At 59.5% G+C, this 24,931-nt stretch carries 21 protein-coding genes; 9 read left to right on the top strand and 12 right to left on the bottom strand.

Going from position 1 to position 24,931, the window contains the following annotated elements; all coding sequences use genetic code 11:
• Positions 1–56 precede the first annotated feature (56 nt).
• From mreD to mreB, 3 genes are all read right to left on the bottom strand, one after another.
• Entirely contained in the window at positions 57–548 is a 492-nt protein-coding gene (mreD, locus tag JOE33_RS18780) for a rod shape-determining protein MreD (protein WP_003364106.1), read from the bottom strand.
• The gene (gene mreC / locus JOE33_RS18775) at positions 541–1,656 is read right to left on the bottom strand and encodes a rod shape-determining protein MreC (RefSeq protein ID WP_187624968.1); all 1,116 of its coding nucleotides are present in this window, start codon (positions 1,654–1,656) and stop codon (positions 541–543) included. Before mreC ends, mreD begins: the two co-directional genes overlap by 8 nt.
• 183 nt (positions 1,657–1,839) lie before the next feature.
• Positions 1,840–2,877 carry a rod shape-determining protein MreB gene (gene mreB / locus JOE33_RS18770; protein ID WP_002555108.1) on the bottom strand — a complete coding sequence of 346 codons (1,038 nt, stop codon included), beginning with the start codon at positions 2,875–2,877 and terminating at the stop codon, positions 1,840–1,842.
• A 205-nt stretch (positions 2,878–3,082) separates the two neighbouring features.
• Here mreB and gatC point away from each other — a divergent pair, with 205 nt between their 5' ends.
• The 6 genes from gatC (at position 3,083) to JOE33_RS18740 (ending at position 8,608) form a co-directional block, all read left to right on the top strand.
• Positions 3,083–3,370, top strand: coding sequence for an Asp-tRNA(Asn)/Glu-tRNA(Gln) amidotransferase subunit GatC (gene gatC, locus JOE33_RS18765; RefSeq protein ID WP_002555109.1), 288 nt, complete (start codon positions 3,083–3,085; stop codon positions 3,368–3,370).
• A gap of 14 nt (positions 3,371–3,384) precedes the next feature.
• Positions 3,385–4,836: an Asp-tRNA(Asn)/Glu-tRNA(Gln) amidotransferase subunit GatA gene (gatA, locus tag JOE33_RS18760; protein ID WP_187624940.1), complete on the top strand. Its 1,452-nt coding sequence runs from the start codon at positions 3,385–3,387 to the stop codon at positions 4,834–4,836.
• A 10-nt stretch (positions 4,837–4,846) separates the two neighbouring features.
• Entirely contained in the window at positions 4,847–6,292 is a 1,446-nt protein-coding gene (gatB, locus tag JOE33_RS18755) for an Asp-tRNA(Asn)/Glu-tRNA(Gln) amidotransferase subunit GatB (protein WP_032615147.1), read from the top strand.
• 420 nt (positions 6,293–6,712) lie between these two features.
• Complete coding sequence (locus JOE33_RS18750; RefSeq protein ID WP_002555111.1) at positions 6,713–7,081, top strand: septal ring lytic transglycosylase RlpA family protein; 369 nt, start codon at positions 6,713–6,715, stop codon at positions 7,079–7,081.
• A 78-nt stretch (positions 7,082–7,159) separates the two neighbouring features.
• Positions 7,160–8,191, top strand: coding sequence for a calcium/sodium antiporter (locus JOE33_RS18745; RefSeq protein ID WP_096101263.1), 1,032 nt, complete (start codon positions 7,160–7,162; stop codon positions 8,189–8,191).
• Between the two features lie 33 nt (positions 8,192–8,224).
• Positions 8,225–8,608, top strand: a complete 384-nt coding sequence (locus JOE33_RS18740; protein ID WP_096139201.1) for a carboxymuconolactone decarboxylase family protein — start codon at positions 8,225–8,227, stop codon at positions 8,606–8,608.
• Here JOE33_RS18740 and JOE33_RS18735 read toward each other — a convergent pair.
• Both JOE33_RS18735 and JOE33_RS18730 read right to left on the bottom strand, forming a co-directional pair.
• The gene (locus tag JOE33_RS18735) at positions 8,605–9,546 is read right to left on the bottom strand and encodes an AEC family transporter (protein ID WP_096124471.1); all 942 of its coding nucleotides are present in this window, start codon (positions 9,544–9,546) and stop codon (positions 8,605–8,607) included. The two genes, JOE33_RS18740 and JOE33_RS18735, sit on opposite strands and share 4 nt — an antisense overlap.
• Before the next feature lie 107 nt (positions 9,547–9,653).
• Positions 9,654–11,237 (bottom strand): alkaline phosphatase D family protein, encoded by a 1,584-nt coding sequence (locus JOE33_RS18730; RefSeq protein ID WP_187624939.1) that lies wholly within the window; start codon positions 11,235–11,237, stop codon positions 9,654–9,656.
• A 157-nt stretch (positions 11,238–11,394) separates the two neighbouring features.
• Between JOE33_RS18730 and JOE33_RS18725 the strand changes: the two genes are divergently transcribed.
• The 3 genes from JOE33_RS18725 to JOE33_RS18715 all read left to right on the top strand — a co-directional run bounded on the left by JOE33_RS18725 (position 11,395) and on the right by JOE33_RS18715 (position 15,854).
• Positions 11,395–12,411, top strand: coding sequence for a class I SAM-dependent methyltransferase (locus tag JOE33_RS18725; RefSeq protein ID WP_010427764.1), 1,017 nt, complete (start codon positions 11,395–11,397; stop codon positions 12,409–12,411).
• A 123-nt stretch (positions 12,412–12,534) separates the two neighbouring features.
• Positions 12,535–15,519, top strand: a complete 2,985-nt coding sequence (locus JOE33_RS18720) for a DUF748 domain-containing protein (protein ID WP_187624967.1) — start codon at positions 12,535–12,537, stop codon at positions 15,517–15,519.
• Between the two features lie 5 nt (positions 15,520–15,524).
• Positions 15,525–15,854 (top strand): DUF2845 domain-containing protein, encoded by a 330-nt coding sequence (locus JOE33_RS18715; RefSeq protein WP_187624938.1) that lies wholly within the window; start codon positions 15,525–15,527, stop codon positions 15,852–15,854.
• Positions 15,855–16,002: 148 nt separating this feature from the next.
• Here JOE33_RS18715 and JOE33_RS18710 read toward each other — a convergent pair whose 3' ends face one another.
• The 7 genes from JOE33_RS18710 to nusA form a co-directional block, all read right to left on the bottom strand.
• Positions 16,003–16,356, bottom strand: a complete 354-nt coding sequence (locus tag JOE33_RS18710; protein ID WP_002555119.1) for a BON domain-containing protein — start codon at positions 16,354–16,356, stop codon at positions 16,003–16,005.
• A 289-nt stretch (positions 16,357–16,645) separates the two neighbouring features.
• Positions 16,646–18,751, bottom strand: coding sequence for a polyribonucleotide nucleotidyltransferase (gene pnp / locus JOE33_RS18705; RefSeq protein WP_010427759.1), 2,106 nt, complete (start codon positions 18,749–18,751; stop codon positions 16,646–16,648).
• 175 nt (positions 18,752–18,926) lie between these two features.
• Positions 18,927–19,196, bottom strand: a complete 270-nt coding sequence (gene rpsO, locus JOE33_RS18700; RefSeq protein WP_002555121.1) for a 30S ribosomal protein S15 — start codon at positions 19,194–19,196, stop codon at positions 18,927–18,929.
• A gap of 159 nt (positions 19,197–19,355) precedes the next feature.
• Positions 19,356–20,273: a tRNA pseudouridine(55) synthase TruB gene (gene truB, locus JOE33_RS18695; RefSeq protein WP_004416157.1), complete on the bottom strand. Its 918-nt coding sequence runs from the start codon at positions 20,271–20,273 to the stop codon at positions 19,356–19,358.
• A gap of 3 nt (positions 20,274–20,276) precedes the next feature.
• Complete coding sequence (gene rbfA, locus JOE33_RS18690) at positions 20,277–20,693, bottom strand: 30S ribosome-binding factor RbfA (RefSeq protein WP_010427757.1); 417 nt, start codon at positions 20,691–20,693, stop codon at positions 20,277–20,279.
• A gap of 159 nt (positions 20,694–20,852) precedes the next feature.
• A complete protein-coding gene (gene infB / locus JOE33_RS18685) occupies positions 20,853–23,378 on the bottom strand; it encodes a translation initiation factor IF-2 (protein WP_010427755.1) in 2,526 nt (841 codons plus the stop codon).
• Between the two features lie 27 nt (positions 23,379–23,405).
• The gene (gene nusA / locus JOE33_RS18680; RefSeq protein WP_003340582.1) at positions 23,406–24,887 is read right to left on the bottom strand and encodes a transcription termination factor NusA; all 1,482 of its coding nucleotides are present in this window, start codon (positions 24,885–24,887) and stop codon (positions 23,406–23,408) included.
• Positions 24,888–24,931: the final 44 nt, after the last annotated feature.

Below are 24,931 nucleotides of genomic sequence, written 5' to 3'. Positions count from 1 at the left end.
CGTGTCTGTGCGGGTGAGCGCGAACAACGCAGCGAGGCGTCGCGCTCACCTTGCGCTTAATTGATTTTCAAACGTTTGCGCAATCCACGCAGGCCATAACTGATCCAGGGCCACAACAGGGCGCTGACCAACGCGGGCAGCACCAGCGCCAGCGTAGGCTGACGGTTGCCGGTCAGCGCACTCAGCCAGAGTTGCGCAAGCTGCGCCAGACCGAATACCACCAATAGCACCAGGCACTGTTGCCACATGGGGAACATGCGCAGGCGCTGCTGCAGGGACATCACCAGAAAGGTAATCAGGCTGAGGATCAGGGCATTCTGACCGAGCAATGTGCCATACAGCACATCCTCCATCAGGCCCAGTATCCACGCGGTGGTCATGCCGTATTTGTGCGGCAGTGCCAGAACCCAGAAGGTCAGCAGCAGGGCCAGCCACAGCGGCCGGAAAATTTCCATGAATTGCGGCAGCGGCGAAACGCTCAATAACAGACCGATCGCAAATGTCAGCCAGACCACCCAGCCATTGCGCCCGGAAACATGACTAACCATCGATAGGCTCCCGGGCAGTGGAAGGTCTTGAGGCAGGTGGCTGTGATGCCGCAGGCCGGGAAGCAGGCCTTGCCGGCGTCGCGGGTGTCGCCGCCGATGCCGGCGTTGTCGATTGCGCTGCAGGCTTGTGCGTCAGCGTACTGCCCGGAAAGACCGGAACGACTGCCTGCGGCCACATCGGGAAGGCGGGAGTCGGCGGCGGCAGCGTCGCCATCACGGAAGGCTCGACGCCCTTGTCGATGGATTCCTGTGCCTGGGCTGCATCGGCAGCGCGCTCCTCCGGCGAGCGGCCGTCGGAGAACACCAGCAACAGATAGCGACTCCGATTCAGCGCAGCGGTCGGCACCGCACGAACGATCGCGAACGGCTGGCCGGAGTCGTGAATCACTTCCTTGACCGTCGCCACCGGATAACCGGCCGGGAAGCGCTGCCCAAGGCCCGAACTGACCAGCAGGTCGCCTTCCTTGATGTCTGCGGTGTCTGCCACATGCCGAAGCTCAAGACGTTCCGGGTTACCGGTACCGCTGGCGATGGCACGCAGACCGTTGCGATTGACCTGCACCGGGATGCTGTGGGTCGTGTCAGTCAGCAACAAGACGCGCGAGGTGTAAGGCATCAACTCGACCACCTGCCCCATCAGGCCGCGCGCATCGAGCACAGGCTGGCCGAGCACGACGCCGTCGCGTTCGCCCTTGTTGATGATGATGCGGTGGGTGAAGGGGTTCGGGTCCATGCCGATCAGCTCGGCGACCTCGACCTTTTCGTTGACCAGCGCCGAGGAGTTCAGCAACTCGCGCAGGCGAACGTTCTGCTCGGTCAGTGCCGCCAGCTTTTGCAGGCGACCTTGCAGGAGCAGGGCTTCGGTCTTGAGTTTTTCGTTTTCGGCGATCAGCTCTGTGCGGCTGCCGAACTGACTGGCGACGCCTTGATAAAGACGCTGTGGCAGGTCGACGATCCAGTAGGACTGCATGAGCACCATCGACATCTGGCTGCGCACGGGCTTGAGGATCGTAAAGCGGGCGTCGACAACCATCAACGCAACCGACAGAACGGCCAGCACCAGCAGACGTACACCCAGCGACGGGCCTTTTGAGAAAAGCGGTTTAATAGGCCGCTCCTCCGGGGCATGCGATCGTTGGATCGAACTTCGATTGGCAATTATTCATGCGGTATGTAACCGGCCCGGACAAATGAAAGAGATAGGCACCCTGTTTCGGCGTCAGCCTGAAGCATACAGGTAGCATATCCGCCACCTGCATACAAAAGACTCCGTGAAAGGCACCCCGGCGAATTATTCGCTGGAGAGCAGATCCATGGTGTGCTTATCCATCATTTCCAGCGCACGGCCACCGCCACGCGCTACACAGGTCAGCGGGTCTTCGGCGACGATCACCGGCAGACCGGTTTCCTGAGCCAGCAATTTGTCCAGATCACGCAACAGTGCGCCACCACCGGTGAGGACCAGGCCACGCTCGGCGATGTCCGAGGCCAGTTCCGGAGGCGATTGCTCCAGAGCGCTCTTGACCGCCTGAACGATGGTCGCCAGCGACTCCTGCAGTGCCTCGAGCACTTCGTTGGAGTTCAGAGTGAACGCACGTGGAACGCCTTCGGCCAGGTTGCGGCCACGGACGTCGACTTCACGCACTTCACCGCCCGGATAGGCAGTACCGATTTCCTGCTTGATGCGCTCGGCAGTGGATTCGCCGATCAGGCTGCCGTAGTTACGGCGCACATAGGTGATGATCGCTTCGTCGAAACGGTCGCCACCCACACGTACGGATTCGGCATACACCACACCGTTCAGGGAGATCAGGGCGATTTCTGTGGTACCGCCGCCGATGTCGACAACCATCGAACCGCGAGCTTCTTCCACTGGCAGACCGGCACCGATTGCGGCGGCCATCGGCTCTTCGATCAGGAATACTTCGCGTGCGCCTGCCCCCAGGGCCGACTCGCGAATGGCGCGACGCTCAACCTGGGTGGATTTGCACGGAACGCAGATCAGCACACGAGGGCTGGGCTGCAGAAAGCTGTTTTCATGAACCTTGTTGATGAAGTACTGCAACATTTTTTCGCAGACGCTGAAGTCGGCGATAACGCCGTCTTTCATTGGACGAATGGCTGCGATGTTGCCTGGAGTACGGCCCAGCATGCGCTTGGCTTCGGTACCGACGGCCACGACACTCTTCTGGTTGCCGTGAGTACGAATGGCAACGACAGAGGGTTCATTCAGAACGATACCGCGCTCACGCACGTAAATAAGGGTGTTGGCAGTGCCCAGGTCGATGGATAGATCACTGGAAAACATGCCACGCAGTTTCTTGAACATGGGAAAGGGACCCTAGGGAACGCGTGGTAAAAAAAGTGCGGCAAACTCTAACAACGACAGGGATTTTGGGCAAGGAGCCAATATGCTAAATTGGCGGTTTTCCGAACACCACCCTCGACGTTAGCGGCTTGAGACAGTAATAACGCGATAGTGTTCCGCAATTGGCAACAAAGCAAATCCATAAGCATTCCACTGGAGATACCCCATGGCGCTTGAACGCTCCGACGTGGAAAAGATCGCTCATCTGGCCCGACTGGGCCTCAATGACGCCGATATCCCGCGTACTACCGAAGCACTTAACAGCATTCTTGGGCTGGTCGATCAGATGCAAGCGGTCGACACCACTGGCATCGAGCCGCTGGCTCACCCGCTGGAAGCCACCCAGCGCCTGCGCGAAGACGCCGTCACCGAGCGAAATCGTCGTGACACTTACCAAGCCATCGCACCAGCGGTCCAAGACGGCCTCTATCTGGTTCCGAAAGTCATCGAGTAAGGGAAAGCGCCTGCATGCATCAAATGACTCTGGCCGAGATCGCTCGCGGACTCGCCGATAAAAAGTTTTCTTCCGAAGAGCTGACTCGCGTCCTGCTGTCGCGCATCGCGACGCTCGATCCGCAGCTCAACAGTTTCATCAGCCTCACCGAAGACCTGGCCATCACCCAGGCGCAAGCGGCAGACGCTCGCCGCGCCGCCGGTGAAAACGGCCCGCTGTTAGGTGCCCCGCTGGCCCACAAGGACCTGTTCTGCACCCAGGGCATCCGCACCAGTTGCGGCTCGCTGATGCTCGACAATTTCAAGGCACCGTACGACGCCACGGTCGTTTCGCGCCTGGCATCGGCAGGTACAGTGACGCTGGGCAAGACCAACATGGACGAATTCGCCATGGGGTCGGCCAACGAATCCAGCCACTACGGTGCGGTGAAGAACCCGTGGAACCTGGAGTGCGTCCCTGGCGGTTCTTCGGGGGGGTCGGCAGCCGCCGTTGCTGCACGCCTGCTGCCTGCCGCGACCGGCACCGACACCGGCGGCTCGATTCGCCAGCCTGCGGCACTGACCAACCTCACAGGCCTCAAGCCGACCTACGGCCGCGTATCGCGCTGGGGCATGATTGCCTACGCCTCCAGCCTCGATCAGGCGGGCCCGATGGCACGCACGGCCGAAGACTGCGCGCTGCTGCTGCAAGGCATGGCCGGCTTCGACCCGCAGGACTCGACCAGCATCGACGAACCGGTTCCAGACTACTCCGCCAGCCTCAATACCTCGCTCAAGGGCCTGCGTATCGGTGTGCCGAAAGAATATTTCAGCACAGGCCTCGACCCACGCATTGCGCAGCTGGTGCATGAAAGCGTCAAGGAGCTGGAAAAGCTCGGCGCGATCGTCAAGGAAGTCAGCCTGCCGAACCTGCAGCACGCGATCCCGGCCTACTACGTCATCGCCCCGGCTGAAGCCTCGTCCAACCTGTCGCGCTTCGACGGTGTGCGTTTCGGCTACCGCTGCGAAGACCCGAAAGACCTGACCGACCTGTACAAGCGCTCTCGCGCCGAAGGCTTCGGCCCGGAAGTCCAGCGTCGCATCATGGTTGGCGCCTACGCGCTGTCGGCGGGCTACTACGACGCCTACTACCTGCAGGCGCAGAAGATTCGTCGCCTTATCAAGAACGATTTCATGAGCGCGTTCGCCGATGTCGACGTGATTCTCGGTCCGACCACGCCCAACCCGGCCTGGAAAATCGGCGCCAAGACCAACGATCCGATTGCCGAATACCTGGAAGACTTCTACACCATCACCGCCAACCTGGCGGGCCTGCCCGGCTTGTCCATGCCTGCGGGCTTCGTCGACGGTCTGCCAGTCGGCGTGCAACTGCTCGCTCCATATTTCCAGGAAGGCCGTCTCTTGAATGTGGCGCATCAGTATCAGCAAGTCACCGACTGGCACACCCGCGCACCTGAAGGCTTCTGAGGAGAAACACATGCAATGGGAAGTCGTCATCGGGCTGGAGATTCATACCCAGCTTTCGACCCAATCAAAGATTTTTTCCGGTAGCGCGACCACGTTCGGCTCCGAGCCCAACACGCAGGCCAGCCTCGTCGACCTGGGCATGCCCGGCGTATTGCCGGTGCTGAACAAGGAAGCCGTGCGCATGGCCGTCAAGTTCGGCCTGGCTGTGAACGCCGAAATCGGCCAGCATAACGTGTTTGCCCGCAAGAACTACTTCTACCCGGACCTGCCCAAGGGCTATCAGATCAGCCAGATGGAGCTGCCTATTGTCGGCAAGGGCCACCTGGACATCCCCCTCGAAGACGGCACGGTCAAGCGCATCGGCATCACCCGTGCGCACCTGGAAGAGGATGCGGGCAAGAGCCTGCACGAAGACTTCCAGGGCATGACCGGTATCGACCTGAACCGTGCCGGCACGCCGCTGCTGGAGATCGTTTCCGAGCCGGACATGCGCAACGCCAAGGAAGCCGTGGCTTACGTCAAGGCGATCCACGCGATTGTCCGCTACCTGGGCATCTGTGACGGCAACATGGCCGAAGGCTCGCTGCGCTGCGACTGCAACGTATCGATTCGCCCCAAGGGCCAGGTCGAGTTCGGCACGCGCTGCGAGATCAAGAACGTCAACTCGTTCCGCTTCATCGAAAAGGCGATCAACAGCGAGATTCAGCGCCAGATCGACCTGATCGAAGACGGCGGCAAGGTTATCCAGCAGACACGCCTGTACGACCCGAACACCAACGAAACCCGCGCCATGCGCAGCAAGGAGGAAGCCAACGACTACCGTTACTTCCCAGACCCGGATCTGTTGCCGGTGATCATCGAGGACTCGTTCCTCGATGAAACCCGCGCCACCTTGCCGGAATTGCCACCGCAGAAACGTGAACGCTTCCAGAGCCAGTTCGGTCTCTCGACCTACGACGCCAGCGTACTGGCTTCGAGCCGCGAGCAGGCTGATTACTTCGAACAGGTAGTGAGCATCAGCGGTGACGCCAAGCTGGCAGCCAACTGGGTCATGGTCGAGCTGGGCAGCCTGCTGAACAAGCAGGGCCTGGAAATCGACGAGTCGCCGGTCAGTGCCGAGCAGTTGGGCGGCATGCTCAAGCGCATCACCGACAACACCATTTCCGGCAAGATCGCGAAAATGGTCTTCGAGGCGATGGCCAATGGTGAGGGCAGCGCCGATGAAGTCATCGAAAAGCGCGGCCTGAAGCAGGTGACCGACAGCGGCGCCATCGAATCGATGCTTGATGAAATGCTGGCAGCCAACGCGGAACAGGTCGAACAGTACCGCGCCGCAGACGAAGCCAAGCGCGGCAAGATGTTCGGCTTCTTTGTCGGCCAGGCGATGAAAGCCTCCAAAGGCAAGGCCAACCCGCAGCAGGTCAACGCACTGCTGAAGGCCAAGCTGGAGGGCTGATCGCTCCAATGCCGAGTACGCGCTGCGACATCGAGTTATGACGCGGAGCGTCACGAAAAGCATGCCAACGCGGAGCATTGGCACGATAGGTGTCCGCGCGCGCCTATCGTTCCTCACGCTCTGCGTGGGAATGCAGTTCCGGACGCTCTGCGTCCGCCGTCGAGTACGCGCTGCGACACCGAGTTATGACGCGGAGCGTCACGAAAAGCATGCCAACGCGGAGCATTGGTACGACAGGTGTCCGCGCGCGCCTATCGTTCCTCACGCTCTGCGTGGGAATGCAGTTCCGGACGCTCTGCGTCCGCCGTCGAGTACGCGGTGACAACGAGTTATGACGCGGAGCGTCACGAAATGCATGCCGACATGGAGCCTTGGCACGAGCGTCAACCACAACTACTCCGGCACTCAGGAACCCACCCCATGCGCCGCCTTATTTTTGCCTGCAGCCTGCTGACGTTACTGGCAGGATGCGCCAATCACATCATCGACCCCCATGGTTATGATGAGACCGGCACCGCCGCCTATTACGGTGCACGCCATCATGGCAACCGCACTGCCAGCGGCGAACCGTTCAATCAGAATGCGCTGACCGCTGCACATCGACAGCTGCCCTTCGGCACGCGCGTCAAGGTCACCAACCTGGACAACGACAGGTCGGTAGTCGTACGCATCAACGATCGCGGCCCCCACACGCGCGGCCGTCTGATCGATGTCTCTCGCGAAGCGGCCGAACAACTGGGTATGCTGCGCAGCGGCACAGCGCCAGTCCGCGTGCAGGCCCTGGATTAACCCCGACCCTCGATTACCCCCGACAAGGACACTCGTATTCTCCAGCTATCGGCCCTGCCCGCCCCCGCACTCATCCAGATGCTCAGTGGCTTGTTATTGCTGCTGATCGGGGCAGAACTGTCAGTGCGCGCAGCGGTGCATCTGGCGGCGATTTTCAAGGTCCGGCCACTGATCGTCGGCCTGACCGTCGTGGCGATGGGCACCAGCGCGCCGCAGATGGCAGTCAGTCTGCAAGCCGCGTTTGCCGATAACACCGACATCGCTGTTGGCAGTGTCATCGGCGGCAACATTTTCAATGTGCTGGTGATCCTGGGCTTGTGCGCGCTGATCATTCCATTACGCGTTGCTCGCCAGGTATTGCACGTCGACATTCCGCTGATGATTGGTGCCTGCCTGCTGGCTATCGGCCTGTCGTGGAGTGGCGAATTCAGCAAACTCGATGGCGCACTGCTGCTTGCCGGGTTGCTGTTCTGCCTCATTGTCATCATTCGCCAGGGCGGTCATGCGCCGCGGCACGGACATGCCGAGACAACCGAAAAACCTCGTACCTTCACGCGCATCCTCATGCTTGCCACTGGCTTGCTGCTGTTGACCGCTGGCGGACACCTGCTGGTCGACGCGTCAGTGGTACTTGCCATCCACCTGGGGCTTTCCGAACGCATCGTCGGCCTGACCATCATTGCCATCGGCACGTCATTACCGGCACTGATGACCTCGCTGATCGCAGCGTTTCGTGGCGAGCGCGATATTGCCGTGGGAAACGTGATCGGCAGCAACCTGTTCAATCTGCTGGGCGTGCTGGGGCTGACCGCACTGGTCGCCCCGGTGCCGCTGACGATCTCGCCAAACGCACTGGTGTTCGACCTGCCGATCATGCTCGGCGTCTCGCTGCTGTGCGTGCCGCTGTTCTATTCCGGTTACCGGATAGACCGCCTGGAAGGTCTGTTTCTACTGTCGTTGTACCTGACCTACGGGCTGCATATCCTGTCGATCAGCACCGGCATGGCACTGGCCGAACGGCTTGAAAGCAAAATGCTCACGCTGGTGTTACCTGTGCTGGGCGCTGTGGTTGTCTGGGGCACGATTCGCGCCTGGCGACGCCAGCACTGACCTCCGACCCGCATCGAGACAAGGAGCAAGGCCATGACAGACAAGACGATCAGTGACGGCGAACAGATCCGCCGCCAGGTAATGGGCGATGCCTTTGTAGACCGTGCGCTGGGGAATGCCACCGAGTTCAGCCAGCCGCTGCAGGATTTCGTCAACGAGCATGCCTGGGGCAGCGTCTGGAGTCGCGAGGGTCTGCCGTTGAAGACCCGCAGCCTGATCACCCTGGCCACCCTCACCGCCCTGAAATGCCCGCAAGAGCTGAAGGGCCACGTCCGTGGCGCGCTGAACAATGGCTGCACGGTCGAGGAAATTCGCGAAGCGCTGCTGCACTGCGCGGTGTACGCCGGCGTGCCGGCAGCCATCGACGCATTTCGTGCAGCGCAGGAAGTGATCGACAGCTACGTCAAAGCGGATTAGATCCAGCCGCCCCATTGCAGGATGAAAATCCCCACGTTGGTGGTGACTGCGGCGGCCAGCGTGGTGATGACGATGATCGCCGCGGCCAGCTCGTAATTGCCGTTGGCCGTGCGCGCCATGATGTAGCTGGCAGCCGCCGTCGGGCTGCCGAAGTACAGGAACAGAATCCCCAGTTCAGCGCCGCGAAAACCGGCCAGCCAGGCGGCCAGCGTGCACAGCACTGGCAGCGTGATCATCTTCATGACGCTGGCACTGACAGCCAGTTTTCCGCTCTTGCGCAACGAGGCCAGCGACAGCGTGCCACCGATGCAGATCAGTGCCAGCGGCAAAGTCATCTGTGCCAGGTAACTGCCGGAGGTTTCCAGCCATTTGGGCAGGCCGATGCCGAAGTAAGCGAATGGCGAGGCGATGATCACGCTGATGATCAGCGGGTTGGCCAGTACGCTTTTGAAGATGCTCCAGGGGTCGGACTTGATCACCGGGCTGTAAACCGCCAACACCACCGTCGACAAGGTGTTGTAGAAGACGATGACCAGCGCAGCGAGAATGGCACCCAGTGAAATGCCATCAGGCCCGTACATGCTGGCCGCCAGCGCCAGACCGATGACACCGTTATTGCCACGAAACGCACCCTGGACGTAGATCCCGCGCTCTTCGTGCGGGCAACGCCAGATCGCCCAGCCCCAGGCGAAGGCAAAACTCAGAAGCGTCGCGATACTGAAAAAAATCAGCAGTTTGGGCTGCAGGGCGGTGCGCAGATCGGCGTGAATAATGCCCAGAAACAGCAGCGCAGGCATGGTGACGTTGAACACCAGCCCGGAAGCCGCAACGATGAAACCATCATTGATCGCGCTGATACGCCTGAGGAACACGCCCAGAAACAGCATGGCAAACACCGGGGCGGTGATGTTCAGGGTTTCGAGAAAAATAGCCAGCATGCAACGCGTCCGGTCCCGTCGTTAGGTAGCTCATGATAGGCCACCGACGACCAGCATGTTGCACGGAATTTCCGAAACCCTGACCACCCCGCCGCGATTGTCGTTTATCAAACGATGCGGCTGACCTCCTTCACTGGCTGGAGTTTGCGCTCGAAGACCGATACACCGTCCAGATCACGCAGCGCCACGGTCATCTCACCGGTCTGCCCGTCGATATTCACTTCGCCAAAGAACTGAAAGCCCGCAAACGGCGAGGTGTTCTGCGCAGGGGGCGCCTTCTGGAACACCAGCTCGGGACCAAAGGTCTTGTCCAGCACGTTGGGACCATAACTGCCGGCATTCAATGGCCCGGCGACGAACTCCCAGAACGGGTCGAAGTCCTGGAACACGGCCAGGTCCGGCTGGTAATGATGCGCGGCGCAGTAATGCACGTCGGCCGTCAGCCAGACACAATCGCGAATCTTCTGTGCACGCAGGTACGCCAGCAATTCAGCGACCTCCAGCTCACGCCCCAACGCCGGGCCGTCATTGCCGTTGGCGATGGCCTCCCAACGCTGCACGCCGGGGCTGACCTCGCCATCCGGCACGCCCAGGCCGATGGGCATGTCCGCCGCGATCACTTTCCACTGCGCGCGCGACGCGTTGAGCTCGCGCTTGAGCCAGTCCAGTTGCTCACGGCCCATGAATGCGGTGGTCGGACCCGGTTTGTCGGCCAGGTTGGCATCATTGCCGGCGCGGTAGCTGCGCATATCCAGGACAAATACGTCGAGCATCGGGCCGTAGGGGATCTTGCGATAAATGCGTCCGCCGTTGTCTGCTTCCTGCAAGCGCAGCGGCGCGTATTCCAGATAAGCCTGGCGGGCACGCGAGGACAGCAGACCGATGTCCTTGACCTTGTAGCGATCATCGAGCTGTTTGCTGGGCGACCAGTTGTTGGTGACTTCGTGATCGTCCCACTGCCAGATCTGCGGCACTTCAGCGTTGAAGCGGCGCAGGTTTTCATCCATCAGGTTATAGCGGTAATTGCCCCGGTATTCGTCGAGGGTCTCCGCCACCTTGCTCTTTGCCTCGGTGGTGATGTTGCGCCAGACACGCCCGCCCTCCGTGGTGAGCTGCTCCGGCACCGGGCTGTCGGCGTAGATGGTGTCACCGCTGTGGATAAAAAAGTCCGGCAGGCGCAAACGCATGGCTTCATAGATACGCATGCCACCGATATCGGGGTTGATGCCAAAGCCCTGCCCCACCGTGTCGCCGCTCCAGACGAAGCGAATGTCGCGACGCTGTTGCGGCGTGCTGCGCAGATGGCCGAACCACGGCTCGCTGACGACACCGCTCTGCGCATCCTCGAAAGACACCCGGTAGAAAATGGCCTGATCGACCGGCAGCCCGCTCAACTCGACCCGCGCGGTAAAGTCGCTACGCTGATCGGCCAGCGCCGACACCACGCGGCATGGCTGAGTGAACATGCTGCGCGTGTCCCACTCGACGATCATGCGCGAAGGCCGGTCGCTACGGCTCCAGACGATCGCCTTGTCGCCGAACACATCGCCGGACTGCACGCCATCCACCATCTTCGGGCGATCCTGCACCGAAGCGATGACCGCCGGTGCAACACCCGGTAACAGCAGACCGGCACCTACAGTTCCGACAGCCTGGATGACACGGCGACGCTTGAGATCGAACTGGCTCACGGTTATCCCCTCGCTGACAGGTAAAAAAGCACCGTAGCAGGGGAATATTGGCGCTGTATGACAGCGCAGGAGATCAAGCTCATGGCTGACGCCAAAAACCTCCGGCGCCCGGTAACTGGTAAACTCCCGCGCCTTATTCCAGCCCGAGGCGCTCAGCATGTCTTCCTTGAATCAGCCGCTCAGCGTCGCCCTCGACAATCGCCAGGCGTTGCTCGACCAATTGCATGGACAGGGCACGGACTGCTATCGACTGTTTCACGGCAGCCAGGAAGGTGCCAGCGGGCTGACCATCGACCGCTACGGCCCGCAATTGCTGGTGCAGAGTTTCCACACCCGCCTGGATCGCGATGCCCTGCTGGCGCTGCATGAGCAGGTCAACACGCGCCTGGGCCTGGACACCCTGCTGGTCTATAACGATCGTTCGCAAGGCAACTCGCGCGTGGATCGTCACGATACCGTGTACAAGGCTGAAGAAGCGGCTCTGGCCGATCATGTCGGCCACGAATGGGGTCTCAATTACCGGGTCCGCGGCCGGCATGCAGGCCAGGACCCGCTGTTGTTTCTGGACCTGCGCAACACGCGCGGCTGGGTCAAGCAGCACAGCGCCGGCAAAAGCGTGCTGAACCTGTTCGCCTACACCTGCGGCGTCGGACTCAGTGCTGCGGCCGGTGGCGCAAGTGAAGTGTGCAATCTGGACTTCGCCGAGGGCAATCTGGCGGTGGGTCGCGAGAATGGTGCACTCAATCCGCAACTGCCACCCATGCAATTCATCCAGTCGGACTACTTTCCGGCGATCCGCCAACTGGCCGGGCTGCCCATTGCCGCACGCCGCAGCCAGCAATTGCCCAGCTACGTGAAACTGCAACAGCGCCAATATGATCTGGTCCTGCTCGATCCGCCCGCCTGGGCCAAGAGCGCGTTCGGCACCGTTGATTTGCTGCGCGACTATCAAAGCCTGCTCAAACCTGCGCTGTTGACCACGGCAGACGATGGTGTGCTGATTTGTTGCAACAATCTGGCGAAAGTCAGCATGCAGGACTGGCGTGAGCAGGTACTGCGCTGTGCCACCAAAGCCGGGCGTCCGGTACGCGACTGCCAGGAGATGCGTCCCGCCGCAGACTTCCCGTCTCAGGATAATCAACCGCCACTGAAGACCCTGATTCTGCAACTCTGATCCGGCGCCTGATATCGTAAAGCGCAACCGGAATGTTCCTACAAGCCACGATGGCAGTGCCTTCGGAACCGAACAGGCATGCCATACTCCAAGGGCTTCCAAAAGAGAGAGACGCCGCTGCCCATGTCCAGAGGATTGAAACGCACACTTGGCTCCCTGCTGGCTGTGATCGCGCTCTACAGTTTGCTGGGGTTTTTCATTCTTCCCGGCGTCGCTCTGCGAATCGCGAACCAGCAACTGGCCAGTTACGCCACGGTGCCGGCAAAGCTCGAACGCTTGGAATTCAACCCCTACACGCTGGAGCTGACACTCTGGGGCCTGAACATCGGCACGCCGGGCAAGGAGCAGGTGGCGTTTGAAAAGCTTTATGCCAATCTGCAGATCAACAGCCTGTGGACACGGGCCCTGCATCTGCAACGCGTCGAGCTGATCAAACCGCGCACCGAGCTGCTGTTCGACAAACAGGGCAAGCTCAATCTGGCACAGCTGTTCAAGCTGCCTGCCAGCGAACCGACAAAGGACGAACCCGCCACCAAGCCGTTCCCGCTGCGTATCGACGAAATCAAACTGGCGGGCGGTTACGTTCACTTCCAGGACCTGCGCCCCAGCCAGCCCATCGAATTTCTCTACGACGCGCTGGATTTCGAGCTCAAGAACCTCAGCACGCTGCCTGAAGACAATGCCGACATGACGCTGGTCGCGGCGGGGCCGGACGGTGGGCAGATCGACTGGGTCGGCCGTATCAGCCTGATCCCGATCACCTCCGAGGGCACGCTGAAAGTCACCGACAGCAAGATGAAGCTGTGGTGGCCTTACGTGCGTGATGCCTTGCCGCTGGCGCTCGAAGACGGCGTGCTGAATTTCAGCACGGCCTACACACTGAATCTGTCCAAGGAAACCGAGCTGAAGTTGACCAACGTGTCGGCCAGTGTCGCGCCTTTCGCGCTCAACGCTCCCGACGGTCGCCCACTGGTGCGCCTGCAACGCCTGGACGTCAGCGAAACATCGGTCGACCTGGCAAAACAGTTGGTTACTGTAGGCAAAATCCGCAGCCAGAAGCTGGAAACCTGGGCCGCGCGTGAAGCCGACGGGCAACTGGACTGGCAAAAACTGTTCGCCAGCCAACCGGGCAAGCCCGCAGCACCGCACACGCCAGCCGTGGACGAAAAAGCCGCCGAGCCGGCGCCGGCCACCGAGGCCTCAGCCAAGGCCGGCACTCAACCCGTGGCGCAGGGCAAACCGTGGCAGGTCCTGTTGCGTGATGTGCAGTTGCGCAACTACATGGTTCACCTGGCCGATCGCGTGCCTCAAGAGCCCGTCGCGCTGGACGTTGGCCCGCTGAATCTGGACATGCAGAATTTCGACAGCCTGAACAAGGCGCCCTTCACGCTCAAGCTGGATACCGGACTGGGCAAACAGGGCAATCTCACTGCAACCGGCGACGTGAACCTCAACCCGGTCAGCGCACGACTCAACGTGACGACCCGCGACATCGACCTGCGCCTCGCCCAGGCCTACATCAGCCCGTTCATTCGTCTGGAGCTGCGCAGCGGCATGCTCGGCAGCGATCTGGCGGTCGACCTGACAAGCACCGAGCCACTGGCGTTCAGCGTCACCGGTAAAGCGCAGGTCAATCAGTTGCACACACTGGATACGCTCAAACAGCGCGACTTCCTGAAGTGGCAGCAAGTGGCGCTGGAGGGGTTGGAATACCAGCACGGCAAGGGCCTCTCGATTGCCAAAGTGAATATGGATCAGCCCTACGCGCGCTTCATGATCAATGAAGACCGGACCACCAATATCGACGATCTATTGATCCCGCAGCCAGTCGACGCGGCTGCCGGCAAGACCGCCAGCCAGCCAAAGGCAGCCAGAACGCAAGCCGCAAGCAAGAAGGAAAACCCGCTGGCGATCTACGTGGGTGAAGTGAATATCAAAGAGGGTTCGGCAAACTTTGCCGACATGACTCTGACCCCTAACTTCGCCACCGCCGTGCAGCAGCTCAACGGTCGTATCGGCACCATCGACAACCGCAAGCCTACGCCGGCACCCGTGAACATCGAGGGCAAGGTCGACCGCTATGCGCCGGTGACCATCAAGGGCAGCCTCAATCCGTTCGACCCGATGGCCAGTCTGGATATCACCACCAGCTTCAAGCGCGTCGAGCTGACCAACCTGACCCCCTACTCCGGCAAGTTCGCAGGCTTCCGGATCCGTAAGGGCAGGCTCAATCTCGACCTGCACTACCTGATCACCAAGGGCCAGCTCAAGGCTCAGAACAAGGTGCTGGTGGAGCAGTTGCAACTGGGTGAACGGGTCGACAGCCCGGATGCGCTGGACCTGCCTATTCGTCTGGCGGTCGCGTTGCTCAAGGATACCAAGGGGCGCATTTCCCTGGAGCTGCCCATCGAAGGCGATCTGAACAACCCGCAGTTCAGCGTCATGCCGATTGTCTGGCAGACCCTGCGCAACCTGGTGCTGCGTGCAGCGCAAGCCCCGTTCAAGATGCTCGGCGGGCTGGTCGCCGGTGGAAGCTCCGAGGACCTCGGCAGCGTCAGCTTCGCACCAGGCGCCAGTGACTTGTCGGCAGAGGCGCAAAATGCCCTGGACAAGCTCTCGGTAGCGCTCAAGGAGCGTCCGGACCTGAAACTGGAGATCGAGGGCACCAGCGCTGCCAGCAGTGACGGTCCATTGATCGCCCAGCAGAGGCTGGAACGCGAATACCAGTACACGTACTACAAGATCCTCCAGCGACGCGGCGACAAGGTTCCAGCCAGGGCCGGCTTGATACAGGTCCCGGAAGAGGAAAAAGCGCCCATGCTTGAAGGTATCTACAGGACACGCATGAAACAGCAGCCGCCCGCCGAATGGGCCAGTCTGGGCAAGGAGCAACGCTCAGCCCAGATGCGTGCCGCTGTACTCAAGTTCTGGAGCAGCAATGAGCTGCTGCTGCGCGAACTGGGCCAGAGCAGAGCCAGCAGCATCAAGGATTACCTGGTGGACAAGGGCAAGCTCGAAGACGCTCGCGTGTACTTTGTCGACGCCCGCCTGGGCCAGGCCCAACCGGATGGTAAAGTCATCAGCCCCCTCCACCTCGACAGCGAGTGAAGCCTTTGGCACACACCCGAATCAAACTGCTGATCAACCTGACCCTCGCCGCCGTTGCAGGGTCAGTTGTCGCCTCGGCACATGCCACCTCAACCCTGCGTTGCGGCAGTCAGTTGGTCAGCACCGGTGACCGGGCGTTCGACGTCCAGCAGAAATGCGGAGAGCCGGTCAGCCAGGAAGTGCTCGGCACCAAGGAAACCTTCAATAACAATTATCGAATGTCCGACGTCGTGAGGGTCGAGGAGTGGATATACGGTCCTGACAACGGCATGTATCAGTACCTGCGCTTCGAAGGCGGCCGTCTGGTAGGCATCGAAAGCAAACGTCGCAACTGATACTTCCCGCCTCCCCGTCCTTCATTTTTTGTAGTCCCATAGAAAAGGCCCCGACTCTTCAGTCGGGGCCTTTAATGGCTACATCCTTGTAGCCTCGCATGAACCTTCCATCAATCAATGACTGCGGGTGTTCATGGGCAGTATTCGTTTACTCGGCTTTCAGGCCAGCAGCCGATACGTCTTTAACACCTTTGATTTTCTTGGTGATAGCGACGGCAGTGTTTTTCTGAGCTTCAGTAACTTTTACCATGGAGGACAGGGAAACCACGCCTTTGTTGGTCTCAACCTTGATGTCCGAACCTGGGATGCCTTTTTCAGTCAGCAGGTCGGCTTTGACTTTGGTGGTGATCCAGGTATCAGAAGTATCTTCTTTGACTTCTTGAGTAGTGGTGTTAGCGGCCAGAACCATTGGCGCTTGAGCCGAGGTCTGTGCGAAAGCAGCGTTGGCCATGGTCAGAGTCAGGGCAGTAGCGGTAGCAGCGGCAATAGCGAACTTCTTCATACGATAACTCCTGTTTTTCTCAAAATCTGCACCAGCGTGTGGTGGCAGGGTTAGCAGTTATATCGCAAGCGGTGTGCCAAATCCGGAGCAGTAGAAATACTCTTTAAAATCAACTGGTTATGTTTTTTCCTGTTTTGCCGAGTCGTGCAGATTGCCCGTTAGTGAAGACCCGGGCTTGCAAGATGCATGTTTGGGCCAAGCAGTTTGCACGCCCCCATTCGTAAAGCCCTAATTGCGCTCATAAAAAAAGGACTCCGAAGAGTCCTTTTTCACATGTCGCTCAGATCAATCAGACGCCCGATGCTTTCGCTGCGGCTACGTCCTTGATCGACAGCTTGATACGGCCGCGGTTGTCGACGTCCAGTACCAGTACTTCGACTTCCTGACCTTCCTTGAGGATATCGGTCACTTTCTCTACGCGAGCATCGCTCAGCATCGAAATGTGAACCAGACCGTCCTTGCCCGGCAGGATGTTGACGAATGCGCCGAAGTCGACGATGCGCTCAACCTTGCCGACGTAGATCTTGCCGATTTCCGCTTCTGCGGTGATGCCCAGAACGCGCTGACGTGCTGCTTCAGCCGCTTCCTTGGATTCGCCGAAGATCTTGATCGAGCCGTCGTCTTCGATGTCGATCGAAGCCTTGGTCTCTTCGCAGATGGCACGGATGGTTGCGCCACCCTTGCCGATCACGTCACGGATCTTGTCGGTGTCGATCTTCATCGCGATCATGGTCGGCGCGTTGGCCGACAGTTCGTTACGCGACTGACCGATGATCTGGTTCATCTGACCGAGGATGTTCAGGCGAGCTTCCAGGGCCTGGCCCAGGGCGATCTCCATGATTTCTTCGGTGATGCCCTTGATCTTGATGTCCATCTGCAGCGCGGTAACACCTTTGGAGGTACCGGCTACCTTGAAGTCCATGTCGCCCAGGTGGTCTTCGTCACCCAGGATGTCGGTCAGAATGGCGAACTTCTCGCCTTCCTTGACCAGGCCCATGGCGATACCGGCAACCGGCGCCTTCATCGGCACGCCAGCGTCCATCAGAGCCAGGGAAGCGCCGCAGACCGAAGCCATGGAGCTGGAGCCGTTGGACTCGGTGATTTCCGACACGACACGAATGGTGTACGGGAACACGTCAGCGCCTGGCAGCATGGCCTGAACGCTGCGACGGGCCAGACGGCCGTGACCGATTTCACGACGACCTGCGCCGCCCATGCGACCACACTCGCCCACCGAGAACGGAGGGAAGTTGTAGTGCAGCATGAAGGGGTCTTTTTTCTCGCCTTCGAGGGTGTCGAGCAGCTGTGCGTCACGCGCAGTACCCAGTGTGGCAACGACCAGCGCCTGAGTTTCGCCACGGGTGAACAGTGCCGAACCATGAGTCTTCGGCAGAACGCCCACTTCGATGTTCAGAGGACGAACGGTACGTGTGTCACGACCATCGATACGCGGCTTGCCGTTAACGATGTTTTCGCGAACGGTGCGGTATTCAATTTCGCCGAAAGCGGCTTTGACTTCGCTGGCAGACGGGCTGCCTTCTTCCACAGCCAGTTTGGCAACGATCTGATCTTTCAGCTCGCCCAGACGTGCATAACGGTCGGCTTTGACAGTGATGGTGTAAGCCTGGGAGATCGCGTCGCCGAACTCGGAGCGGATAGCGCCCAGCAGTTCAGTCGCTTCAGGCTTCGGCTGCCAGGCCCAGGTAGGCTTGGCGGCTTCGGCAGCCAGTTCCTTGATGGCGTTGATCACGACCTGGAACTCGTCATGCGCAAATAGTACGGCGCCCAGCATCTGGTCTTCGGTCAGCTCTTTGGCTTCCGATTCAACCATCAGTACGGCTTCGGAAGTACCGGCAACGACCATGTCCAGGCTCGAAGCCTGCAGCTGCTCGTAAGTCGGGTTCAACAGGTAGCCGGTGCTTTCGTGGAAAGCAACGCGCGCAGCACCGACCGGACCGTCAAACGGGATACCGGAGATAGCCAGGGCAGCCGAAGTACCGATCATCGCAGCGATGTCCGGATCGATTTTCTTGCTGGTGGAGACGACGGTGCAGACAACCTGCACTTCGTTCATGAAGCCTTCTGGAAACAACGGGCGGATCGGACGGTCGATCAGGCGCGAAGTCAGGGTTTCTTTCTCGGAAGGACGGCCTTCACGCTTGAAGAAACCACCAGGGATCTTGCCGGCAGCGTAGGTTTTTTCCTGATAGTGCACGGACAGAGGGAAGAAGCCTTTGCCAGCGTCAGCCTGTTTGGCGCCGACCACAGTCACGAGTACGCTGACGTCGTCGTCAACGGTGACCAATACTGCACCAGAGGCTTGACGGGCGATACGGCCTGTCTCGAGGGTTACGGTCGATTGACCGAACTGAAACTTTTTGATTACCGGGTTCACGGTTTCCTACCTTTCTTTGTGGCTCTTGGGGAACTGGTTTCTTGCGAATTCTTGGGCAGTGTGGGGAATCGGCCCCTTCCACAGCCCAGATAAAACTTGAGGCTGGGAGCCTGCCAGAGCCACCGGGAAAACCCGACGGATCGTGACAGACAACCAACCTCTAGCAACGTCGTTATTAGCGACGCAGACCCAGACGACCGATCAGGGCGCTGTAACGGCTAACGTCCTTACCTTTCAGGTAATCCAGCAGCTTGCGACGCTGGTTTACCATACGGATCAGACCACGACGCGAGTGGTGGTCCTTACCGTTGGCCTTGAAGTGGCCTTGCAGTTTGTTGATGTTGGCGGTCAGCAGTGCAACTTGCACTTCTGGCGAACCAGTGTCACCAACAGCTTGCTGGTAGTCGGTTACGATCTGAGCTTTTTCTTCAACGCTGAGTGCCATGTGGGCAATCCTTTTGTGCAAGGAAGCGCTTCCGGAGAAACGTTTCCAACAGGCCGAGGACAGATCCTCGTATTAAAAAATGAGGTATGACCGTGCCTGTTGACAGCCATCCTCGTTCCACCCCATTCACCGGCAAGCCGGCGGATGGAGTGGTTTCGGTCACTCTGACCGAATCAAGCGACGCGGCGCAATGCGCCCGTCTTCGGCGACTTCACCGATACCGATGAAGCGACCTTCGTGATCCTGCACGCGAACCATACCGAATTTCGGTGCGTCCGGCGCGCGCACTGGCTGACCATGCAACCAGTAGAACGAACTGTGTTCCGAAAACTTCAACAGCGGCCAGTCCAGCAGACCGCTGTCCGATGGCATCAGGAAACGGTCAACCGCTTCATTGCCGCCGTCGGCATGCACCTGCTCGAGCTCTTCCAGCGTCACTGTCTGAGCCAGCGTGAAAGGCCCGGCCTGGGTACGACGCAGCTCTGCGACGTAAGCACCACAACCAAGCTTCTCACCGATATCCTCGACCAGCGTGCGGATATAGGTGCCCTTGCTGCAATCGACAGACAGACGTGCTGTGTCACCTTCGCAAGCAAGTAATTCCAGGCGCGCAATAGTAACAGAACGGGGCTCGCGCTCCACTACTTCCCCTGCACGTGCCAGCTTGTAAAGTGGCTGACCATCACGTTTGAGGGCCGAGTACATGGGAGGTATCTGACTGATTTGTCCGCGAAAATGCGGCAGAACCGCTTCGATATCGTCGCGACCAACGGTCACCGGACGCGTGAGCAAAACCTCGCCTTCAGAGTCGGCAGTGGTAGTGGTCTTGCCCAGTTGCGCCAGGGTCTCGTAGGACTTGTCCGAATCGAGCAGGTACTGAGAGAACTTGGTCGCTTCACCAAAACACAACGGCAGAACGCCCGTTGCCAGAGGATCAAGGCTGCCGGTGTGCCCGGCTTTCTCGGCATTGAGCAGCCAGCGAACCTTTTGCAGAGCGGCGTTGGAAGTGAAACCCAGTGGCTTGTCGAGCAGGATGATCCCGCTGACATTGCGGCGTATACGCTTGACCTGAGCCACTCTTTATTCCTCGGTACTTTCAGGCTTTGCATCCGGCGATGCAGGGCCTTCCTGATGCTGACCGTCTTCTGCCACGGCACGCTCGATCAGTGCCGAAAGATGCGCGCCACGCACGACGCTTTCGTCATAGTGGAAATGCAGTTGAGGCACGCTGCGCAGCTTCATCTCGCGGGCCAGCTGCATACGCAGGAAACCTGCGGCAGAGTTGAGCACCTTGATGGTCTGCGCGATTTCTTCCGCGCTGTCCTGGCCCATGACGGTCATGAAAATCTTCGCATGACCCACGTCACGGCTGACGTCTACGGCGGTGATGGTGACCAGACCCACGCGTGGGTCCTTGATTTCGCGACGGATCAGCTGCGCCAGTTCGCGCTGCATCTGATCGCCGATACGTTGGGTACGGCTGTATTCTTTTGCCATGCTTGTTACCTGTTACTGATCCGGGACCAAACCCTGACAGTCTGAAAGCGGCAAACGCCCGGCCTGACAATTGCCAGACCGGGCGTTGCGTTTAGAGCCCATGGGGAAAGCAGAGCATTTGCATGCGAGGCTCCCACCATGACTCCTGAAGCTCGCGATTTAGAGGCTGCGAGCCACTTGGACCTTCTCGAAGACTTCGATCTTGTCACCAACCTTGACGTCGTTGTAGCTCTTGACGCCGATACCGCATTCCATGCCTGCACGTACTTCGGCAGCGTCGTCCTTGAAGCGGCGCAGGGATTCCAGCTCGCCTTCAAAGATAACGATGTCTTCGCGCAGAACACGAATCGGACGGTTACGGTAGACAGTGCCTTCCAGAACCATACACCCTGCGATCGCGCCGAATTTCGGCGAACGGAACACATCGCGGACTTCGGCGATACCCAGGATATTCTCCCGGACGTCGCTGCCAAGCATGCCGGTAAGGGCCTTCTTGACGTCTTCGATGATGTCGTAGATCACGTTGTAGTAACGCATATCCAGACCTTCCTGCTCGACGATCTTGCGCGCGCCGGCATCGGCACGCACGTTGAAGCCGAACAGTACAGCGTTGGAGGCCAGTGCCAGGTTGGCGTCGCTCTCGGTGATACCACCGACACCGCCACCGACCACGCGCACTTGCACTTCGTCGTTACCCAAACCGTTCAAGGCGCCGTTCAACGCTTCGAGGGAACCGCGTACGTCAGATTTGAGGACGATGTTGAGCGTCTTCTTCTCTGCCTGACCCATGTTCTCGAAGATGTTTTCCAGCTTGCCAGCGTGAGCACGGGCCAGTTTGACTTCGCGGAACTTGCCTTGACGGAACAGAGCCACTTCACGGGCTTTCTTCTCGTCCGACAGCACGCTCATCTCGTCGCCAGCGTCCGGTGTACCGTCCAGGCCGAGGATCTCGACAGGGATGGAAGGACCTGCTTCTTTGACCGGCTTGCCGTTCTCGTCGAGCATGGCGCGGATGCGGCCGAAGTTCGAACCGACCAGTACCATGTCGCCCTGACGCAGCGTACCGTCCTGAACCAGAACAGTAGCGACCGGACCACGGCCCTTGTCCAGACGGGACTCGACAACAACACCACGACCAGGGGCCGACGGGGTTGCCTTGAGTTCCAGGACTTCGGCCTGCAGCAGAACAGCTTCCAGCAATTCGTCGACGCCAGTACCCATCTTCGCGGAGACCGAAACGAAAGGCGTATCACCGCCCCACTCTTCGGACGTCACGCCATGGACCGACAGCTCGCTGCGGATACGATCGAGGTCAGCACCAGGCTTGTCGATCTTGTTCACCGCAACCACCAACGGAACGCCAGCCGCAACAGCATGCTGAACAGCTTCGATGGTCTGAGGCATCACGCCGTCATCAGCCGCAACAACCAGAATCACGATATCCGTTGCCTTGGCACCACGAGCACGCATGGCGGTAAACGCGGCGTGACCAGGGGTGTCGAGGAACGTGACCATGCCGCGTTCGGTTTCAACGTGGTAGGCACCGATGTGCTGGGTGATGCCGCCGGCTTCGCCAGCTGCAACCTTGGCACGACGGATGTAGTCGAGCAGCGAGGTCTTACCGTGGTCGACGTGGCCCATTACGGTCACAACCGGTGCACGGGAGAACGACTCACCTTCGAACTTCAGCGATTCGGCGAGGGAATCTTCCAGGGCGTTGTCGCTGACCAGCGTGACCTTGTGGCCCAGCTCTTCGGCGATCAACTGGGCAGTTTCCTGATCCAGTACCTGGTTGATGGTCACCGGGGTGCCCATCTTGAACATGAACTTGATGACTTCAGCAGCCTTGACCGACATCTGTGCCGACAATTCGCCGACAGTGATGGTCTCGCCAATGGCAACGTCGCGGATAACCGGGCCGGTAGGGCTCTGGAAACCATGAGCGTTACGCTTCTTCAGCTTGCCCTTGCCACGACCACCGCGACGGAAGCTGTCGCTTTCTTCGTCGGTAGTGCGAGGAGCAACGCGAGGGGCCGGAGCCTTCTCCTTGACCGAAGCGCGATGCGGAGCGTTTTTACGCTCCCCGTCGCCGCCACGGGCGTTGCGATCGTCAGCACGAGGCTTGTCAGGGCGACGCTGTTCGTCACGCTTGCGAGCATCGGCAGAAGGCGCTGCGCTGGCCGGTGCCGGAGCAGCGGCTGGCGATGCTTCACGCACAGGCTCGGCGGCAGCAACAGGCTCGGCCGGAGCCGAAGCTGGCTGACTTGCAGCAGGCTGATTGCGCGCATCTTCTTCAGCGCGACGCTTGGCTTCTTCTTCAGCCTTTTGACGAGCGGCGTTTTCTACCGCACGGCGTTCATCCATCTCGCGCTTGCGCTCGGCTTCGATCTCTTCCGGGCTACGCTGCACAAAGACTTTCTTCTTGCGCACTTCAACGCTGATGCTTTTGCTGCCAGCAACGCGCAGGGTGCTGGTGGTCTTGCGCTGCAAGGTAATCTTGCGAGGCTCTTCCACCTTGGCCTTGTGACCGCTTTTCAGGTGCGTCAACAAGGCTTGTTTTTCGTTATCGGTCACAACTTGCTCGGCGGCGGTGTGCGGCAGACCTGCCTCACGCATCTGCTGTAACAGGCGCTCTACCGGTGTGTCGACCACTTTGGCCAGTTCTTTCACCGTGACTTGCGTCATGCACTTCTCTCCTCAGGCCGCGCCCAATTACTCGAACCAGTGGGCTCGGGCGGCCATGATCAACTTGCCGGCACGATCATCGTCAATGCCGTCGATGTCGAGCAGGTCATCTATAGACTGCTCGGCCAGGTCTTCGCGGGTAATTACGCCGCGCACCGCCAGTTCCATCGCCAAATCCTTGTCCATACCCTCAAGCGAGAGCAGGTCTTCGGCCGGATGGGCGTCTGCCAGCTTTTCCTCTGTAGCGATGGCTTTAGTCAACAAACGATCCTTGGCACGAGCGCGAAGCTCGTTGACGATGTCTTCGTCAAAGCCGTCGATGTTGAGCATTTCTTCCAACGGTACGTAGGCAATCTCTTCCAGGCTGGTGAAGCCTTCATCAACCAGCACCTGTGCCAATTCTTCATCGACTTCGAGTTCTTCGATGAAGTTGCGCAGGATGTCACCGGTTTCAGCTTGCTGCTTGGCCTGGATGTCCGATTCGGTCATTACGTTCAGGGTCCAGCCAGTCAACTGACTTGCCAGACGCACGTTCTGACCGCCACGACCAATAGCCTGGGCCAGGTTGTCCGCTCCCACTGCGATATCCATTGCATGCGCGTCTTCATCTACGATGATTGCCGCTACTTCTGCAGGGGACATTGCATTGATCACGAACTGCGCCGGGTTATCGTCCCAAAGAACGATATCCACACGCTCGCCACCCAGCTCGCCGGAAACAGCCTGAACTCGCGAACCGCGCATGCCGATACAGGCACCTTGCGGATCGATTCGTTTATCCTTGGAGCGAACAGCGATTTTCGCACGAGAACCCGGGTCACGGGAGGCAGCCATCACCTCGATGAGACCTTCGGCAATTTCCGGCACTTCAATGCGGAAAAGCTCGATCAGCATCTCTGGCGCAGTACGCGACAGGATCAGCTGAGGGCCACGGTTTTCGGTGCGAATTTCCTTCAGCAGAGCACGGACGCGAACACCGACCCGGAAAGTTTCCCGGGAAATGATGTCTTCACGAGCCAGCAAGGCTTCGGCATTGTTACCCAGGTCAACGATGACATTGTCACGTGTAACCTTTTTAACAGTACCAGAAATGATTTCACCCAGACGCTCGCGGTAGGCATCGACTACCTGAGCACGCTCGGCTTCGCGAACTTTCTGCACAATGACTTGCTTGGCGGTCTGCGCAGCGATACGACCGAATTCGATGGAATCGATTTTTTCTTCGATCAGGTCGCCGGCAACAGCACCCGGCTTTTTCGCCTGGGCCTGATCCACAGCCAACTCGTAAGCAGGATCGTCCAGATCTTCGTCTTCGACAACTGTCCAGCGACGGAAAGTCTCGTAGTTGCCTGTCTGGCGATTGATCTCTACACGCAGTTCTACTTCATCTTCAAAACGTTTCTTGGTAGCAGTGGCAAGAGCCAGCTCCAGTGCTTCAAAAATGACACTTGCCGGAACGCCCTTTTCATTGGACACCGACTCAACAACCAGCAGTACTTCTTTGCTCATCGTACGCCTCGCCTTTCGCAAGCCATTGGATCCGCGGGATCCGC

The sequence above is a fragment of the Pseudomonas sp. PvP027 genome (assembly GCF_017833005.1).
In the GTDB taxonomy this organism is placed as follows: domain Bacteria; phylum Pseudomonadota; class Gammaproteobacteria; order Pseudomonadales; family Pseudomonadaceae; genus Aquipseudomonas; species Aquipseudomonas congelans.
This window is presented reverse-complemented; position numbering and strand designations above follow the sequence as displayed.